This is a genomic window from Albidovulum aestuarii (assembly GCF_029961185.1).
GTDB lineage: Bacteria > Pseudomonadota > Alphaproteobacteria > Rhodobacterales > Rhodobacteraceae > Albidovulum > Albidovulum aestuarii.
In genome coordinates this window covers 349,866-367,056 of the sequence record NZ_JASBQQ010000002.1, presented here as the reverse complement: position 1 = coordinate 367,056, position 17,191 = coordinate 349,866, and the positions used below count along the sequence as shown (strand labels likewise).

At 63.3% G+C, this 17,191-nt stretch carries 15 protein-coding genes; 5 read left to right on the top strand and 10 right to left on the bottom strand.

Features of this window, described 5'->3' with window-relative positions; genetic code table 11:
• Positions 1-10: 10 nt before the first annotated feature.
• The 3 genes from QKW60_RS06580 to QKW60_RS06570 form a co-directional block, all read right to left on the bottom strand.
• On the bottom strand, positions 11-385 hold the full coding sequence (locus QKW60_RS06580; RefSeq protein WP_282367410.1) for a DUF1850 domain-containing protein: 375 nt from the start codon (positions 383-385) through the stop codon (positions 11-13).
• Positions 382-2,454 (bottom strand): TRAP transporter permease, encoded by a 2,073-nt coding sequence (locus QKW60_RS06575; RefSeq protein WP_419762660.1) that lies wholly within the window; start codon positions 2,452-2,454, stop codon positions 382-384. Before QKW60_RS06575 ends, QKW60_RS06580 begins: the two co-directional genes overlap by 4 nt.
• Before the next feature lie 86 nt (positions 2,455-2,540).
• Positions 2,541-3,491: a TAXI family TRAP transporter solute-binding subunit gene (locus QKW60_RS06570; protein WP_282367406.1), complete on the bottom strand. Its 951-nt coding sequence runs from the start codon at positions 3,489-3,491 to the stop codon at positions 2,541-2,543.
• A gap of 211 nt (positions 3,492-3,702) precedes the next feature.
• On the opposite strand from QKW60_RS06570, the gene QKW60_RS06565 reads away from it, so the two are divergent.
• The 5 genes from QKW60_RS06565 (at position 3,703) to QKW60_RS06545 (ending at position 10,151) form a co-directional block, all read left to right on the top strand.
• Positions 3,703-5,424: an ATP-binding protein gene (locus tag QKW60_RS06565; RefSeq protein ID WP_282367404.1), complete on the top strand. Its 1,722-nt coding sequence runs from the start codon at positions 3,703-3,705 to the stop codon at positions 5,422-5,424.
• Positions 5,421-6,650 (top strand): sigma-54-dependent transcriptional regulator, encoded by a 1,230-nt coding sequence (locus tag QKW60_RS06560; RefSeq protein ID WP_282367403.1) that lies wholly within the window; start codon positions 5,421-5,423, stop codon positions 6,648-6,650. The genes QKW60_RS06565 and QKW60_RS06560 overlap by 4 nt, the downstream gene beginning before the upstream one ends.
• A gap of 345 nt (positions 6,651-6,995) precedes the next feature.
• A complete protein-coding gene (locus tag QKW60_RS06555; RefSeq protein ID WP_282367402.1) occupies positions 6,996-8,003 on the top strand; it encodes a DctP family TRAP transporter solute-binding subunit in 1,008 nt (335 codons plus the stop codon).
• 73 nt (positions 8,004-8,076) lie between these two features.
• Complete coding sequence (locus QKW60_RS06550; RefSeq protein ID WP_282367401.1) at positions 8,077-8,757, top strand: TRAP transporter small permease; 681 nt, start codon at positions 8,077-8,079, stop codon at positions 8,755-8,757.
• A 5-nt stretch (positions 8,758-8,762) separates the two neighbouring features.
• A complete protein-coding gene (locus QKW60_RS06545; protein WP_282367400.1) occupies positions 8,763-10,151 on the top strand; it encodes a TRAP transporter large permease in 1,389 nt (462 codons plus the stop codon).
• A gap of 81 nt (positions 10,152-10,232) precedes the next feature.
• Here QKW60_RS06545 and QKW60_RS06540 read toward each other — a convergent pair whose 3' ends face one another.
• From QKW60_RS06540 to QKW60_RS06510, 7 genes are all read right to left on the bottom strand, one after another.
• Positions 10,233-11,897 (bottom strand): Na/Pi cotransporter family protein, encoded by a 1,665-nt coding sequence (locus QKW60_RS06540; protein WP_282367399.1) that lies wholly within the window; start codon positions 11,895-11,897, stop codon positions 10,233-10,235.
• Positions 11,898-12,053: 156 nt separating this feature from the next.
• A complete protein-coding gene (locus QKW60_RS06535) occupies positions 12,054-12,752 on the bottom strand; it encodes a CbiX/SirB N-terminal domain-containing protein (RefSeq protein ID WP_282367398.1) in 699 nt (232 codons plus the stop codon).
• A gap of 19 nt (positions 12,753-12,771) precedes the next feature.
• Complete coding sequence (modC, locus tag QKW60_RS06530; RefSeq protein WP_282367397.1) at positions 12,772-13,848, bottom strand: molybdenum ABC transporter ATP-binding protein; 1,077 nt, start codon at positions 13,846-13,848, stop codon at positions 12,772-12,774.
• On the bottom strand, positions 13,845-14,507 hold the full coding sequence (modB, locus tag QKW60_RS06525) for a molybdate ABC transporter permease subunit (RefSeq protein WP_282367396.1): 663 nt from the start codon (positions 14,505-14,507) through the stop codon (positions 13,845-13,847). The genes modC and modB overlap by 4 nt, the downstream gene beginning before the upstream one ends.
• A complete protein-coding gene (gene modA / locus QKW60_RS06520; protein ID WP_282367395.1) occupies positions 14,504-15,232 on the bottom strand; it encodes a molybdate ABC transporter substrate-binding protein in 729 nt (242 codons plus the stop codon). The genes modB and modA overlap by 4 nt, the downstream gene beginning before the upstream one ends.
• 55 nt (positions 15,233-15,287) lie before the next feature.
• A complete protein-coding gene (locus QKW60_RS06515; protein WP_282367394.1) occupies positions 15,288-15,653 on the bottom strand; it encodes a winged helix-turn-helix domain-containing protein in 366 nt (121 codons plus the stop codon).
• Positions 15,653-17,062, bottom strand: coding sequence for an amidase (locus QKW60_RS06510; protein WP_282367393.1), 1,410 nt, complete (start codon positions 17,060-17,062; stop codon positions 15,653-15,655). The genes QKW60_RS06515 and QKW60_RS06510 overlap by 1 nt, the downstream gene beginning before the upstream one ends.
• Positions 17,063-17,191: the final 129 nt, after the last annotated feature.

The window sequence follows — 17,191 nt, the reverse complement described above, 5'->3', positions numbered from 1 at the left end:
AGGCAAGCGCTCAGCCCTTGCAGGGCGATAGCCGGATCGCCTCACCGGGCTCTGCGCCGATTTCGTGACAGATGGTTCCGTCACAGATCCGCCAGCCACCCCCTGTCGCGCCGGATGCGGCAAGGGTGAGGTTCGGAACCGGGGGCAGGTCCGGGGTCCAGACCCACCAGCCGTCAATAAGCGCAGCGCCCTTGCCGGGATCCATCCCCGCGCCAGAGCCTTTGACTGCAGCTTCTGTAAGATGCAGCCTGCCTCCTTCGACGATCCATGTCTCTCGCCATTCGGTCTTTTCGACAGAGTGGCGCCAGCTCAGGTCGAAGCTTGCCGAAGCAAGGGTCAGCGTGGTGGTGGCGCTGGCGCTGACAAGGAGGCAGGCGAGGCTCATGCCGGCCTCGCGGTACGGGTGCGCCAGACAAGGCCCGCGAAAATCGCGGCCATGGCAAAACCCGCTTCGTCCGTGAGTGGAAGCGCAGCGATGAGCGTGACGGCGGCCGCTGCGGCGAGGATGCGCAGCGGCCAGTTGAGGGGATGGCCGAGCCAGCCGATGACGGCCGCGCCCCAGAGGCCGATGGCGATGACCGTCTTGGCCACGATATAGGCGACACCGGGCCAGAACCCGAACGCCTCGGCCAGCGGGCCGCCGTCCTGCAACATCAGTGTCGGAGTGTAGACCGCCATGAACGGGATGACGAAACCGGCGGCCGCGACCTTGATCGCCTCCATCGAAATCTTCAGCCCGTTTTCCTTGGCGATGGGTGCGGCGGCGAAACAGGCGAGGGCCACGGGCGGCGTCAGGTCGGCGAGGATGCCGAAATAGAAGACGAACATATGGCTGACGATCAGCGGCACGCCGAGTTCCAGCAGGGCCGGTCCGGCGATCGACGAGGTGATGATGTAGTTGGGAATCGTCGGGATCCCCATGCCGAGAATGATGCAGGTAATCATCGTCAGGATCAGCGACAGGAACAGGCTGCCTTCACCGACATGGACGATGAATTGCCCGAAGGTGTTGGCAGCACCCGTCAGGGTCATCGTGCCGATGATGATGCCCACAAGGGCACAGGCGATGCCGACCGGGAGCGCGGTCTTCGCGCCTTCCGCCAGACTGTCGCGACAGAGCGCCAATGTTTCGCGTCCACCCTTTGAAATCGCGTTCCAGCTGATCAGTGCGGCGATCGCGACGGCCACCGGCAAGATGCCGAACTCGAAGAAGGCGGCGGCGATGGCGCCAAGGCCGATCCAGAAAAGGATGCGGATGACGCCCTGCGGCAAACCTAGCGCGATGGAGCCGCCGAGGATCAGCATCACCGTCAGGGCCAGCCCGATGGTCCCGGCGAAGAGGGGCGTGAAGCCGGAGAAAAGGAGGTAGACCAGCACGCCAAGCGGCAGGATCAGATACCAATTTTCTTTCAGAGCCTTGATGGGCGAGGGCAGGTCGGCCTTCGCCATCCCCTTCAAACCGTGCCGCCCGGCCTCCAGATGAACCATCCAGAAGGCTGAGGCGAAGTAGAGGATCGCGGGGATGAGGGCAGCCTTGACCACCTCGACATATTCGACGCCCAAAGTCTCGGCCATGATGAAGGCGACGGCGCCCATCACAGGTGGCATCAGTTGCCCGCCCATCGAGGCGGTGGATTCGACCCCTCCAGCGAAGGCCGGGCGGTAGCCGAAGCTTTTCATCAGCGGGATGGTGAACTGGCCGGTGGTGACGACATTCGCGACGCCCGAACCCGAGATCGTGCCCATCAGGCCCGAGGAGACGACCGCGACCTTGGCCGCGCCGCCCTGCTTGTGGCCGACAAGGCCGAGCGAGACATCGGTGAAAAGCTTGATCATCCCCGCGCGTTCAAGGAACGAGCCGAAGAGGATAAAGAGAAAGATGTAGGACGACGACACATAGGTCGGGATGCCGTAGATGCCCTCGGTCCCATAGGCCATGTGGTCGATGACCTGGCTGAAGTCATAGCCCCGGTGGTTCAAGGGAGAGGGCAGGTATTCGCCCCAGAAGCAATAGGCGAGGAAGCAACCTGCGATGATCGGCAGGGCGGGCCCCATCAGAAGCCATGCGGCGGCGAAAACGGTGATCAACGCGACGATGCCAAGGAATATGTCACGCGGCAGCGGGTCGCCCGCGCGCAGGATCAGGGGCGTGTATTCCCACCACTGATAAAGCGCGACAATCACGCCGGACAGCGCGAGCGCCCAGGCGACGGCCTTGAACGGCACGCCTTTGCGCTTCAGCGCGACCAGCAGGGGAAAGCCCAGCAGCGTCAGGAATCCGACATGGAACGCCCGGACGATCTGGCTGGAAAAGTCCAGAAGATGCGCCGCCGTGGCGATCTGGAAGACCGAGAAAAGAACGGCGATCCAGAAAAGCGCGCGGCCCTCCGTGGTCGCCGGAAAGCTTTCCGCCAGCGGATCGTGCAGCCCCAGATCGGGAGCGTCCTTTGGCATGTCGTGATATGGCTGAGCCATTGCGGTTTTCCCCTCCCCTGGAAAGCCGTGAACCCCGGGCGGACGGGCCGCCCGGGGTTTTGAGATTACATCAGGCCGGCTTCCTTGTAGAAGCGCTCGGCACCCGGATGCAGCGGGATCGGCATGCCGTTCAGGGCATTCTCAAGCTTGATCTGGGCGGCAGCCTTGTGGGCGGCTTCCAGTTCGCCAAGGTTTTCAAAGAGAAGCTTGGTCATTTGGTAGGCGGTCTCCTCCGACACGTCCTCATGCGTCACGAGGAAGTTGACCACGGCCACGGTCGGAACGTCCGCATCCTGCCCCTGATAGGTGCCCGCCGGGATCGTCGCGGCGATGTAAGGCGCGCCGAGTGCAGTCACAACCTCTTCGGGGACCGAGACCATCTGGATGTCGACCGAGGTCGAGAGGTCCTTAATCGAGGCCACGCCAAGACCCGCCGACTGGAGCGTCGCGTCAAGCTGGCGGTTCTTGATCAGTTCGACCGATTCCGCGAAGGGCAGGTATTCGGTCTTGCCGAGGTCGTCATAGGTCATGCCCGCCGCAGCGAAGATCGCCCGCGCGTTCAGTTCGGTGCCCGACTTCGCCGCGCCAACCGACAGGCTCATGCCCTTCAGCCCGTCGAGCGAGGTGATGCCGCTTTCCTTAGACGCGACGATCTGGATGTAGTTCGGATAGACCGCCGCGATGCCGCGCAGTTTGGCGAGCGGTTCGGCGAAACCTGCATCGGCATTGCCTTCCCAGGCGAGCTTGACCGAGTCGCCAAGCGCCAGCGCCAGTTCGCCCTTGCCCTGCTGAAGCAGGTTCAGGTTCTCGACCGAGGCCTTGGTCGACTGCACCTGCGTACGCGCACCGTCGATATTGTCCGCGTAGATTTTCGAGAGGCCGACGCCGAGCGGATAATAAACGCCGGACGTGCCGCCGGTCAGGATGTTGATGAATTCCTCGGACTGCGCCGCCACCGGAACGGCCAGAGTGGCCGCCGCGATCAGCGCGCCGATCTTGCTTTTCAGATTGAGCATTTTTTCCTCCCGTTAAGTGACCCGCCTGCACCTCCATGCGGGCGGGGATGGCGGATGCTAGACGGGTGCGTTCTGCGCAGGCAATCAATTGCATAAAGGCGGTGCAAGAAACCGCGCAGCTTTCTGCCACGGTGGTCGCAATCAATCGCCCGAAAGCCGCTGGCCTTCGGACCGACGCGTTGGCTAGACTGTGCCGAAGAGGGAGGACTGCATGATCCGACGCGCGCTGGCGCTTTTGGTTTTTCTCGCGCTTGCGGGGAGCGTTACCGGCGGCGTCTGGTGGCGGTCGCTGAGTGACGCCCTAGCGCGGCTGGAAGACCGCGGCCGTGCCGATCTGGCGCTCGCAGGCGACAGGCTTCTGGGCCAGTTGCAGCGTTACCGGGAGATGACCGTGCTGATGGCGGATCATCCCGAGGTGTTGCGCCTTGCGCTTGATTCCGCTGCCAATCCTGGCCAGGCGGACCGGCTATTGCGGCGTACCGCCGACATGACCCGTTCGGACGAACTGGTGCTGACGGACAGGAACGGGCGGGTCATCGCCTCGTCCGGACCTGCCCATGGCGCGGACATGTCGGTCTCGCCCTATTTCAGGCGGGCCATGCAAGGGGCGCTGGGCTTTCACCACGAGATCGAGCGTGCTTCCGGGCGGCGGCTCTTCGTCTATGCCGCGCCGGTTTTTTCTCCCGAGGGTCCGGTCGTGGGTGCCCTCATTACCCGGGTCGAGACAGAGGCGGTGGAGGTGATCTGGCGCGGCGAGCCGATGATTGTCTTTTTCACCGACACGGACGGCATCGCCTTTGTGTCGAACCGCGACGAGCTGGTTCTGGTGCGGCTTGATTTGCTGCCGGGGGAAGAGGGCACTGTGCCCGCCGACCTGCTTCGCCGCGAGGTGCGCCGCATCGACCGGCATGAAATCTGGGACCTTGACGGCGGGCCCTATCTGCCGACCCGCGCCCTGCACCTGACCCGGCCTCTGCCGGTGATCGAGATGACGGGCGAGGCGTTGGTCGACATTGCCCCTGCGGAAAGGCAGGCGCTGCTGGAGGCACTTCTGGCGGCGGCGGCCTGTATCGTCATTGGTACGGCGATCTATGCGCTGCTTGAACGCCGCCGCGCCCTGGCGGTACAGCTTGCCGCCGAGGCCGAGGCGAATGCACGGCTGGAAAGCCGGGTGGAGGAGCGGACGCGCGAGCTTTCCGAGGCCAATGATCAGCTTCAGCGGGCGCAGGCGGATCTGGTTCGGGCGGGCAAGCTGTCGGCGCTTGGCCAGATGTCGGCGGGGATCAGCCACGAACTCAATCAACCGCTGACCGCGATCCGGTCCTATGCCGAGAATGCGGGGCTGTTTCTGGACCGCGGCCAGCCCGACAAAGCCGTGGAGAACCTTGGCCGGATCAACGACCTTGCCCATCGCATGGGGCGGATCATAAAGAACCTGCGCGCCTTTGCCCGGCAGGAAAGCGAGGCAATGAGCGATGTCGATCTGGGGCAGGTCGTCGTGGCGTCGATGGAACTGAGCGAGGCGCGGCTCAGGGCCGCCGGAGTCACGGTTGACTGGGTGCCGCCTACCCGTGCGGTGTGGGTGCGTGGTGGCGAGGTGCGTTTACAACAGGTGCTGATGAACCTTCTCGCCAATGCCGCCGATGCGATGGAGGCGGGCGGTCTGGTGACGATCCGGATCGACCGGACTGCGGGCCGCGTCCGTCTGACGGTGACCGATACCGGACCGGGTATCGCCGAGCCCGACCGGGTCTTCGACCCGTTCTATTCGACCAAGGAGGTCGGCGCGAGCGAGGGCATGGGGCTTGGCCTGTCCATTTCGTACGGGATCGTGAAAAGCTTTGGCGGCGCGATTTCCGGCCGCAACCGGCCAGAAGGGGGCGCGGAGTTCATCCTTGAACTCGATGCCGCGCGCAAGGCGAGGGCAGCATGAGCGAACGTGTGCTTCTTGTCGATGATGACCGTGCCGTGCGTGAGGCGCTGGGACAGACGCTGGAACTGGCAGGTCTGGCACCGGTTCTGGCATCGAGCTTCATCGAGGCGAAGGACCACATCGCCAAGGAATTTGCCGGTATTGTCGTGTCGGATATCCGGATGCCGGGTCGGGACGGCTTCCACCTTCTTGAACACGCCCGCAAGACCGATCCCGACCTGCCGGTGATCCTCCTGACCGGAGAGGGCGATGTGCCGATGGCGGTCAAGGGCATGACCGGCGGGGCCTTCGACTTTCTCGAAAAACCATGCAATCCGCAGGACTTCCTCTCTGTCGTGCAGAAAGCGCTGAAGACGCGGGCGCTGGTGTTGGAAAACCGCGCCCTGAAGCGCGAAATCCGGCGCGGGGATGCGGCGGCGCGGATGCTTGTCGGGACCTCGGTCCTGTCGGAACAGATGCGTGAGGCGGCGCGGGCGGCGGCACGAACCTCGGCCGAGGTGCTGATCTCGGGCCCGCCGGGCGCCGGGACCGCCAAGATGGCTGAGGTGATCCATCTTCTTTCCGCCGCCGCGATGCGGCCCTTCCAGAAGCTGTCGGCCGCCTCGGCCACGCCCGAAACGCTGGCGGCCGCCTTCGAGCGGGCTGAGGGCGGGTCGATCTTTCTGGATGAAGTGGCGGCCCTGCCTCCGGCGGCACAGTTCGCGGCGCTCGATCTGATCGACGGCCATCCCGGTATCAGGGTGATCGCAGGCACCTATCGCGACCTGAGGTCAGAGGCTGGGGAAGGGCGGTTCAATCCTGACCTTTTCTACAAGCTCGACGTGATCCGGGTCCGCATTCCCGCGCTGAAGGAACGGCCCGAGGATATCCCCGTGCTCTTCCGTCACTACGTCGCGATTGCCTGCGAACAGTCCGACCTGCCGGTGCCGGAAATCACCCCCGAGGTCATCGCCGACCTGATGGCGCAGGACTGGCCCGGCAATGCCCGCGCGCTGATGAATACCGCGATGCGTTTTGCCATGGGGCTGGACGAGGCGCATGAGGATGACGGGGCGCCCGGATTGGCCGGGCAGATGGCGCGGGTGGAAAAATCGCTGCTGATCGAGGCGCTGGTCCGCCACACGGGCAATGCGACCGAGGCGGCGGCAGCGCTGAAGCTGCCGCGCAAGACTTTTTATGACAAGCTGACCCGGCACGGGATACGACCCGAAGACTACCGGGAATAATTCCCAACGGCTGCGATACTCGGGGCAACCGAAATCCGACCCCCCATCGGCTGGTTTGGTGTCCAAAGGCTCGTGTTCCATGCGCGGCACGATTCCCATCCTGCCCGTGTCACAAAACTGTGCGAATTTCCGCACACTCTTTGGCAATGCATGTGCGGTCAGTCGCACACAGCAGACCGAAAGATCAGAGTATTTGACGATATCATTCTAATATTAAATGTAAAAATCGACATTTCCTCCCCCGCTAAAAGAACCATTGATCGGTAGAATGCTTGCGGCTTTTCTACCCTGAAGCGTCGTCATCATGGCATGGCGCTGGGGAAGTAAGTCTTTGGGAGGATACCTATGAAAACTCTAACCACCACCATGACCGCGATGGCTCTTGCGCTGTCCGCTGGCGCTGCTGTTGCCAGCGCGGGATGCGACGAAGGCGAGATCGTTATGAAGTTCGCCCATGTGACGAACTCCGACAAGCACCCGAAAGGTATCGCAGCGTCGCTCTTCGCCGAGCGTGTGAACGCCGAGATGGACGGCACCGCCTGCATGGAGGTTTATCCGAACTCCACGCTTTACGATGACGACCAGGTTCTCGAAGCCATGCTTCAGGGTGACGTGCAGTTCGCAGCACCTTCGCTGTCGAAATTCGAGGCCTTCACCAAGCAATTCCAGATTTTCGACCTTCCGTTCATGTTCAAGGACATCAAGGCGGTCGACGCGTTCCAGGCATCCGAGGCCGGTAAGGCGATGAAAGACTCGATGACCCGTCGCGGTCTTCAGGGTCTGGAGTTCTGGCACAACGGCCTGAAGCAGATGTCGGCCAAGAAGCCGCTGCTGCTGCCGACCGATATGGCCGGTCTGAAGATCCGGGTGCAGCCGTCGGACGTGATCGTCGCGCAGATGGAGGCGCTCGGTGCCTCGCCGCAGCCGATGGCTTTTGCCGAGGTGTACGGCGCGCTTCAGACGGGCGTTGTCGACGGGCAGGAGAACACCTGGTCCAACATCTATGGCCAGAAGTTCTATGAAGTGCAGGACGGTACGACCGAAACCAACCACGGCGTGCTCGACTATCTCGTCGTGGCCTCGGTTGACTGGCTCGACAGCCTTGACCCGGCGGTCAAGGATCAGGTCCTGACCATCCTTGCGGAAGTGACCGCTGAACGGAACGCCGCCGTCAATCAGGTTGATGCGGATGCCCGTCAGGCTGTGCTCGACAATGGCGGCGTGATCGTCGAACTGACCGACGAGCAGCGTCAGGCTTGGGTCGACGCAATGAAGCCGGTCTGGGCTCAGTTCGCGGACGGCATCGGTCAGGACAACATCGACGCGGCGCAGTCCTTCAACACCGGCAGCTGAGCCACGACGCACATTCGGTGCTGACAGGGCCCGGCCGGACATGGCCGGGCCCATTTCAAAAGGGGGAGGAAAGATGAGCGGCAAGTATGAACCCGCGACGCCGCTGGGCCGCGTCGTGAATGAATTCGAGGAAACCGTGATCGCGGTGCTCCTCGGCCTGATGACCGTTATCACATTCGTCAACGTCATCCTGCGCTATGTCTTCAACTCCTCCCTCATCTGGGGGCTGGAGCTGACCTCGGCGCTTTTTGCCTGGCTCGTTCTCTTCGGCATGTCCTATGCGGTGAAGATAACGGCCCATCTCGGTGTTGATGCGGTAATCAACGTCCTGCCTCATCGTGGGCGGCGTATCCTCGCACTTGCCGCGGCCGTCTGCTGTCTCGCCTACGCCTTCCTGCTGATGAAAGGGGCCTGGGATTACTGGGCGCCGTTCGGCGGGTTCGAGCAGACCGGCGGGCGCTGGTTCCCCGAGGGGTTCATCAAGACCCGCGATCAGGCCTGGTATGAAACCGAGCAGATTCCGATGCCCGACTTGCTCAGGTTTATCGAACCCATCTTCAATCAGGGCGAGGCCTATGAAAAGCTGCCGCGCTTCATTCCCTACGCGATATTGCCGATCGGCTGCGCGCTCCTGCTTTTCCGCCTGATCCAGGCGACCTGGGGCCTTCTGACTGGCACGCGTGAATCCCTCATCGTCAGCCACGAAGCGGAAGACGCCGTGGAAGACGTCCGCCACATGAATTACGAGGAGTGAGATAAATGGAAGTCGTCCTTCTCTTTTTCATGGTGATCGGCTTCATGCTGATCGGCGTTCCGATCGCCATCTCGCTCGGCCTGTCATCGACCCTGTTCCTCTTGTGGTTCTCGGACACATCGCTCGCCTCGATCGCGCAGACGCTTTACAACGCGATGGAGGGGCATTCGACCCTGCTGGCGATCCCGTTCTTCATCCTCGCCTCTTCCTTCATGTCGACGGGCGGCGTGGCGAAACGGATCATCCGCTTCTCAATTGCCTGCGTCGGCCACCTGCCGGGCGGTCTGGCGATCGCCGGTGTCTTCGCCTGTATGCTCTTTGCCGCGCTGTCGGGGTCGAGCCCCGCGACCGTGGTTGCCATCGGTTCCATCGTCATCGCGGCGATGCGGCAGGTCGGCTATTCCAAGGACTTTGCCGCAGGCGTGATCTGTAATGCCGGTACGCTCGGTATCCTTATCCCGCCCTCGATCGTCATGGTCGTCTATGCCTCTGCCACTGACGTGTCGGTCGGCCGGATGTTCCTTGCGGGTGTCTTCCCGGGCCTTCTTGCGGGCGGCATGCTGATGGCGACCATCCTGATCTGGGCAATCTGGAAGAACCTGCCGAAAGGCGAATGGCTCGGCTGGGGTGAGGTCTTCGAAAGCTTCGGCGAGGCGTTCTGGGGTCTGATGCTGATCGTGATCATCATGGTCGGTCTTTACGGCATCCCGGGCATCACGGCGGCGATCTTCACACCGACCGAAGCGGCCGCCGTCGCCTCTGTCTGGGCCTTCATCGTCGCGACCTTCATTTACCGCGACATGGGGCCGCTCTCACGCGAGGGTGGGAACCTGACGCTGATCCAGAAGCCCATCGCGCTGGTCACGGGGTTCTTCCACCGCGACACCAAGGCGACGCTTTTCGAGGCGGGCAAGCTGACGGTCACGCTGATGTTCATCATCGCGAACGCGCTGATCCTGAAGCATGTGCTGACGGATGAGCAGATCCCGCAGCAGATCGCGGCGGCCATGCTGGACGCGGGTTTCGGCAAGATCGTGTTTCTGATCATCGTCAACGTGATCCTCTTGATCGGCGGCCAGTTCATGGAACCGTCGGGCCTGATCCTGATCGTCGCGCCCCTGGTGTTCCCCATCGCGATCTCGCTCGGTGTTGATCCGATCCATCTCGGCATCATCATGGTGGTGAACATGGAGATCGGCATGATCACGCCGCCGGTTGGCCTCAACCTCTTCGTGACTTCCGGCGTGGCTGGCATGTCGATGATGCGGGTTGTGAAGGCGGCGCTGCCCTTCCTTGCAGTGCTCTTCGTCTTCCTGATCATTGTGACCTATGTGCCGGGCCTCTCGACTTGGTTGCCGACACAGGTCATGGGACCCGAGACGATCATCAAGTAGCGACCGGTCGGAAAAGTTTTGTTCCAAAACTGTTAAGGGGAAGGATTCTGGATCAAAATCCTTCCCTTCCGGCGTTCCGGCCTAGCCCTGCTGCCGGGTCAGACGGCTGGACAGCAGGTCGCCGGTTTCCGACAGGATCGGATAGGCGATCATCGTGAAGGCCGAGTTCACCTGTTTCAGCGCCCTGAGCGTTTCCTGATGGATGTTCGAGGTTTCGATGCTTTCCGTCAGCCCCTGTTTCAGGCGATCGAGATGCGAGCGTTGAAGTCTTTGCTCCATGTCTCGAACGCGGTCTTTTTCTTCCACCAGCGCGCGGGCGGCGTCGGGGTTCATCGTCATCAGAACATTGAGCCCGGATTGCGCGTTCGACAGCACCCGGTCGTGGAAATCGCGGATCTCCTTCCAGCCAGTCTCTGAAAAGGCGCTGCCGCTCTGGTCGCGGCGGCGGGCCAGCGCCAGCATCACATCGGCGATCGTATTTCCCGCGCTTTCGAGGTTCACGGCCATATCGGCGAGTTCCAGGCTCTTCTGAGTTGCCTCTTCTCCATCCGCGGTCCGGTGCAGCTTGGCGAGATAGAGCTTAATGGCGATATGCATCTTGTCGAGTTCGGTTTCCTTGGCACGGATCGCACTGGCGGCCGTGTCGTCCCATTCGTCATAGAGCCCGATGACGGATCGCAGCATTGCCTCAACCCCTTCACCCATCTGCAGGATCTCGCGCGTAGCGCAGGCCAAAGCCCGGTCGGGATGCGTCAGGGCTGCGGGGTCGAGCGCGCTGATGCGGGTCAGGTTCGAGGATTGCGCAGGTGGTGCGATCCAGCGGGAAACGAGCGCCAGCACCGGGCGCGTGACCGGCAGGGCGATCAGGAGAAGCGCGAGGTTGAAGACGAGGTGCAGGTTGATGACCTGCCGCGCGGGAGTGGCCCCCAGATAGTCAAGCGGCAGGGCAAAAGCGGAAAGGGCGAAAAGCGCGAGGGCTGCGCCGCCACCCCTGAGCGCAAGATTGGCCACGATGACCCGGCGCGCCTCAATCTCGGCCCCGAGTGTCAGAACATAGGCGATGATGGCGCCGCCGAGATTGGCACCGAGCACCATCGCAATCCCCGCCGTTACCGGCAGGACGCCCTGCGCCGCCAGCGTGACGAAGAGGAGGACGGCAGCGACCGAGGAATGCACCGCCCAGGCAAAGAGCGCGCCGATGACGAAGGCGGTGACCGGATCGCCGCCAAGATAGGTCATCGCGGTCACCAGCCCCTTGCTGTCGCGCAGAGGCTCGGTCGCATCGCGGATCATGCTGAGCGAGACGAAGACCAGCGCTAGCCCGATGAGCACCCGGCCTGCCATGCGGTAGTCCCGGCTTTGCGATTTCAGGAACATCGCCACGCCCGCGACCAGAAGAACCGGCACGAACCAGTCGGCCCGCGTGAGAAGGATCTGCGCCACAATGGCCGAGCCGAGATCGGCGCCAAGCAAAATGGCCAGCCCCGCTGCTGCGGCGAGTGTGCCCGCCGCCACGAAGTTCGATGTCAGGATCGCAACGGCCGTCGAACTTTGCAGGACAATGGCCGCGCCCGTTCCCGACAAAGCCGCGATGGCCCGTCGCTCCGCCCCCTGCCGCAGCAGCCGTCTGAGCGGCACCGACCAGCCACGCTCCACCCCAGTCCGCACCAACCGCACGGCCCAGATCAGAAGTGCCGCCGCGCCCGCGACATGCAGAAGGAAGAGGAGAGGGGAGGTTTCTGACAAGATTCTTTCCTTTTCTGTGCTCGAGTCTCAAATTTTACGAAACTGTCATGAAACTGTTACATAAGGTGGCGGGGCAAGTCGATGCCCGTTGGCAGGGTATGTGCTGTTGGTGAAGAAAATGGTGCCTTGCCGTGAGTGTTCGCGGCAGTTGAAACGCTATGGCGCGTCAAGGATCGTTTTTGCGATCAGGGCGGGAACTTCCGGATGGGTGCCAATCGGATCAAGCAGGTGGCCGGTGAATCCTGCGGTTTCAAGGGCTTCGGGAATATCACCGATCACATGGCCCCAACGGGCAACGAATAGCGGCAGGCAAAGCGACTTGTCTCCGGCATCCCTTGCCGCGTGGGCGAGCGAAGGCTCTTCCTCGATGAAGCCGGTACGGATACTGGCGAAACCCGTCCCGGCGGTAAAGGCATCTTCAATGGTGCGAGCAGCTTCGGCCGGGTAGGGGCTGCGACCGGAGCCATGGGCAGCGAGGATCAGCGTCGTGTCCGCCTCGCCCCAGTTCCGCTCAGCCGCCGCCATGCGGGCGGTCCGGATCGCAAGGGAGCGCGTTTCGATCAGAAGGCCGAAGGGTGTCAGGACCGGAAGCCCTTCATGCCCGGACTCTGACAGGCGTTTTGGCAGGAGTGTGCGGATGAACCATCCGTCAGCCATGAAAAACGGGAAAACCACAGGGTTATCAAGTGCATCCAGTGCGGACTTCAGGGCGCCCGGCGCTGCGAGCGTCGCTGCGCGCACTTGCCAGCCGGGCAGATGCAAGGCGACGGATTGCGCCAGTTGCGCCATTTCTGCCTCGGCCGGTTCAGGATCGGAAGGTTGGCCATGGGCAACGATGAGGGCGGACCGGGTCATGGGCAAACCCTAGCGGCGTTCACGGCGAAGGCAATGCGTCCCGCGCCAGTGCGACGGATTTCAGGATAGCGTGGCAGTTTACGCCCGGCGAAAGTCCGAGCGCCGCGACCGATCGCATGGTGATCCGCGCCGCAATGGCGGTTCCGCCGCAATCAAGGCTGATATGGGCGGAGGCAGCGCCAACAGGGGTGACCGAGGTGACAGTGGCAGGCAGGATATTCAGCGCGGAAAGGCCCTCGGGCCGGTCGCGCGACAGCATCACGTCGCGGGCGCGGATGATCAGCCGCACTTCGGCCCCGTCCGGCCCGACCCGTCCGGGGGTCAAGATGCTGCCGCCGGGGAAATGCAATTCGCAAAGCCCGTCACTGCTTAGCCGCCGGACGCGCGCGGTGATCAGGCTGCCCGGCTCCTCGCCCGGCTGATCCGGGGTTGCGGCAAGCCCGGGCAGGATCGCCTCGGCCGGGCCGAGTCCAGCGACGCGACCATCTGCCAGGGTCAGTATCTGGGTGGCAAGTCGGGTGACCTCGGCCAGCGAATGGCTGACATAGAGAATCGGGATATTCGCTTCGTCGCGCAAGCTTTCGATAAAAGGCAGTATCTCGTTTCTGCGTGCCTGATCGAGTGCCGTCACGGGTTCGTCCATCAGCACCAGCCTCGGTGCGGTCAGAAGCGCGCGCGCCAGCGCCACGCGCTGCGCCTCTCCGCCTGACAGGGTCGCCGGGCGCCGGGAGAGAAGTGGATCCAGGGCGAACCGGGCGACCATTGCCGCTACCGCGTCCATCTGCCCGGCGCGCCGGGCCGCATAGGCGAGGTTGCCCGCCACGTCGAGATGGTCGAAGAGCCGGGGCTGCTGGAAAACCGTCGCCACGCGGCGGTGATGCGGCGGGGTGAAGTGGCGGCCCTGCTGCCAGACCTCGTCGCCAAAGCGCATCTCGCCCGCTCCGCGCTCGAATCCTGCGATGAGGCGAAGCAGCGTCGTCTTGCCTGCGCCGCTTGGCCCGAAGATCGCAGTGAGGCCGGACAGAGGCACGCGTTCATTGATTTCAATAGTCAAATCATCGCGTTGCAGCGCGACATTGATTGCCAGATCTTTCATGCGCGCCGCCTTCCGTTCAGCGCATAGAGCGCGAGCAGGATAAGGAAGGAGAGGCCGAGCAGAAGGCCCGACAAAAGATGCGCGGTGGCATAGTCGAGCGTCTCGACCTTTTCGTAGATCGCGATGGAGATGACTCGGGTTTCGCCGGGGATATTGCCGCCGACCATCAGGACGACGCCAAATTCGCCGAGTGTATGGGCGAAGGTGAGGACAGCGGCGGTCAGGTAGCCCCTGAGCGACAGGGGGGCCGCGACCGTCAGGAAGGCGTCAAGCGGCCGTGCGCCAAGGCTCGCCGCCGCCTCCAAGGGCGCGGGGCCGAGCTGGGTAAAGGCGGTTTGCAGAGGCTGGACGGTGAAGGGAAGCGAGTAGAGGAGCGAGGCGAGGACGAGGCCTGTAAAGGAGAAGGTGAGGGTCGTTCCGGTGACGTTCAGCCAGAACTGACCCAGCGGGGCGGTGGGGTTGAAGGCGATGAGCAGGTAGAAGCCGAGCACAGTGGGCGGCAGCACCAGCGGCAGGGCGGTTATGGCCTCGATCACGTGGGCGAGCCGCGAGCGGGTGCGGGCGAGCCACCAGGCCAATGGTGTGCCGAGGATCAGGAGCAGCACGGTTACGATGGCCGCAAGCCGTAGCGTAAGCCAGAGAGGGGCGAGGTCGGTCATTCGCCTGCCTCGTAGCCGTGGCTGCGGATGATGGTCCGGGCCGGATCACTGTGCAGCCAGTCGAGGAAGGCGCGGGCGGCTTGATTGTCGGCTCCGTGGGCAAGAAGGATGGCGTCCTGCAGGATCGGGTCGTGCAGGTTTTGTGGGACCGGCCATGCCGTGCCGGTTGCGGGCAACGCGGAGGCCGCGATGAAGCCGATATCCGCCGCGCCAGAGGCGGCCAGGGCATAGGCCTGACCGATGTTTTCTCCGGTCACGATTTTGTCGGCCGAGATGGTCGAAATATGCAATTTTTCAATGACCTGCATCGCAGCCTTGCCATATGGTGCTAGGGCTGGGTTGGCGATGGCGACATGGCGGGCCGCTTCGATTGCGGCGGCAGGGTCTGAAAGATCGCGCGCAGGATCGGCGGACCAGAGCAGGAGCGCGCCGGTCGCATAGGTGAAGCCCGTGTCGGCCAGCGCATGACCCTCAGCCGCCAGCCGTAAAGGCGTTTCAGTGTCGGCGGAGAGAAACGCGTCGAACGGCGCGCCGTTTGCAATCTGGGCGGCGAGCTTGCCCGTTGCCCCGGCGGTCAGGCGGAGATCGTGGCCCGTCTCTGCTGTGAAGGCCTCCGCAAGCTCCTCGGCCGCCGGATGGAAATTGGTGGCGACCGCGACCAAAGCCGATTCCGCCCGCGCGGCGGCGGTGACAAGGCAAAGGGCGAAGGTCAGGATCAGGCGCATGGTGTTCCGTTATGTCCTGACGGAGATAACGGCGCTTTCACCTGTCGTGCAAGCGTTATTTCCGGTCGGGAATATCGGTCAGTTGCATCAGTTCTGCGATTTCGGCCTCGGTCGCACTGACGGCATTGGCCTGCATCTGCCGGTAAAGCCGCAAAACGGCGTGCCCGGTTTCGGTCAGTTCCGCCCCGCCATGCCCGGCCCCGCCCCGGCTTGAGGTGACAAGCGGCTCACGGAACATGCCATTCAGCACCTCCACAAGGCCCCAGGCGCGCTTGTAGCTCATCTTCATCCGCTTGCCTGCGGCAGAGATGGAGCCGGTTTCCGCGATCCCCTCCAAGAGGTCGGCCTTGCCGGGGCCGAGCCATTCGCCGCCCCTGAGCGTAAGGCGCAGTTTGAGTTCGGGATGATCATTGCCCGCCATCACAGCACCGGTGGTCGCTGCGACGGCCAGTCGGTCGCGCGGTGATAGGCATGGCCCATGGCGAGGATCCTTGCGTCCGCGCCGGTTGGGCCAAACAACTGGACCCCCATGGGCAGGCCGTTTGCGCCGAACCCGGCGGGAAGCGACAGGCAGGGCAGGCCGATCAGGCTCACGGGAACGACGATCTCCATCCAGCGATGATAGCTGTCCATCCGGCGTCCGGCCACCTCGCGCGGCCAGGTCCAGTCAGTTGGGAAGGGCCAGACCTGAGCGGATGGCAGCGCAAGCGCATCGAAGCGGTCGAAGAGCCGGGCCGCGGCGGCATACCAGCGCGAGCGGATTTCGCTGGCGCGGAAGAGATCGGCGGTCGTCCGGGTCAGACCGGTTTCGATTTCCCAAAGCGTTTCGGGTTTCGTCAGGGCGCGTTTTTCCGGGTTCTCCAGCAGATCGCGCTTGGCTTGGGCGTTGATGGCGGAGCGGAGTACCGTCCAGCTGTCCCAAAGCTCCTCGGCAGGAAACGGCGATGGCAGGGGTTCAATAATCGCGCCGAGGTCTTCAAAGGCAGAAATCGCAGTCCTGCAAAGGTCGAGAATGCCATCCTCGACCGGATAAGCCCCGTCCCAGTCGCCAAGCCAACCGATCCGCTTGCCCTTGATGTCGGTATCAAGGAGCGAAGAATAGGCTTCTGCCGCGCGCCCGAGCGGTGTTTCGGGGTTGGGACCTGCGAGGATTTCAAGGAAATGCGCGATATCCTCGGGGCTGCGCGCCATCGGGCCGTCGGTCGTGATGGTGTTGATGAACGTGTCGCCGACGGCGTCCTGCGGTACCAGCCCCCAGGTCGGGCGAAAGCCGTAGACATTGCAAATGGCGGCCGGATTGCGCAGAGAGCCCATCGTATCGGACCCATCGGCCACCGGCACCAACCGCGCTGCAAGCGCCGCCGCAGCGCCGCCGGAGGAGCCCCCGGCCGTACGTGTCGGGTCATAGGGATTTCGGGTGACGCCGTGGACGGGATTGTAGCTGTGCGACCCATGTCCCCATTCCGGCGTGTTGGTCTTGCCGATGAAGATCGCACCCGCAGCCCGCATCCGTGCAGCGATTAGGTCGTCGGCCTCGGGCACGAAATCGGCATGAAGGGGGGAGCCATAGGTTGTCCGAAGCCCCTTCGTCGCGACGACGTCCTTTACCGCCAGCGGCATTCCGTGCAGCCAGCCGCGCCGGGGTGACCGGTCGGCCGCGTCGGCCTCGGCTAGCAGATGCTCGGCGGGGCGGAGCGAAATGATGGCGTTCAGGTCGGGATTAATCGCGCTGATACGGTCGAGATAGGCCTCCATCACGGCCCGTGCAGTCAAAGTACCCGAGGTCAGCCGGCGCGAAAGCTCCGCTGCGGAAACAGCGCATATGTCCATGTCGACCTCACGACTTTTTCCGACGCAGGACTAGCCTGCGCAAGGCGACCGGTCCAGCGGCGTCGGCATCGCGTTTCCTTCGGCGCAAAAATCTTCGAAAGATTTTTGCCAAGAAAATTTGAATTTTCT

Coding starts and splice junctions, on each gene's coding strand:
- QKW60_RS06565 (WP_282367404.1), top strand. CDS start 3,703: ATGATCCGACGCGCGCTGGCGCTTTTGGTTTTTCTCGCGCTTGCGGGG.
- modB (WP_282367396.1), bottom strand. CDS start 14,507: ATGACCGACCTCGCCCCTCTCTGGCTTACGCTACGGCTTGCGGCCATC.
- QKW60_RS06575 (WP_419762660.1), bottom strand. CDS start 2,454: ATGCCAAAGGACGCTCCCGATCTGGGGCTGCACGATCCGCTGGCGGAA.
- QKW60_RS06580 (WP_282367410.1), bottom strand. CDS start 385: ATGAGCCTCGCCTGCCTCCTTGTCAGCGCCAGCGCCACCACCACGCTG.
- QKW60_RS06545 (WP_282367400.1), top strand. CDS start 8,763: ATGGAAGTCGTCCTTCTCTTTTTCATGGTGATCGGCTTCATGCTGATC.
- QKW60_RS06560 (WP_282367403.1), top strand. CDS start 5,421: ATGAGCGAACGTGTGCTTCTTGTCGATGATGACCGTGCCGTGCGTGAG.
- QKW60_RS06510 (WP_282367393.1), bottom strand. CDS start 17,062: ATGGACATATGCGCTGTTTCCGCAGCGGAGCTTTCGCGCCGGCTGACC.
- QKW60_RS06555 (WP_282367402.1), top strand. CDS start 6,996: ATGAAAACTCTAACCACCACCATGACCGCGATGGCTCTTGCGCTGTCC.
- QKW60_RS06570 (WP_282367406.1), bottom strand. CDS start 3,491: ATGCTCAATCTGAAAAGCAAGATCGGCGCGCTGATCGCGGCGGCCACT.
- QKW60_RS06550 (WP_282367401.1), top strand. CDS start 8,077: ATGAGCGGCAAGTATGAACCCGCGACGCCGCTGGGCCGCGTCGTGAAT.
- modA (WP_282367395.1), bottom strand. CDS start 15,232: ATGCGCCTGATCCTGACCTTCGCCCTTTGCCTTGTCACCGCCGCCGCG.
- modC (WP_282367397.1), bottom strand. CDS start 13,848: ATGAAAGATCTGGCAATCAATGTCGCGCTGCAACGCGATGATTTGACT.
- QKW60_RS06535 (WP_282367398.1), bottom strand. CDS start 12,752: ATGACCCGGTCCGCCCTCATCGTTGCCCATGGCCAACCTTCCGATCCT.
- QKW60_RS06515 (WP_282367394.1), bottom strand. CDS start 15,653: ATGGCGGGCAATGATCATCCCGAACTCAAACTGCGCCTTACGCTCAGG.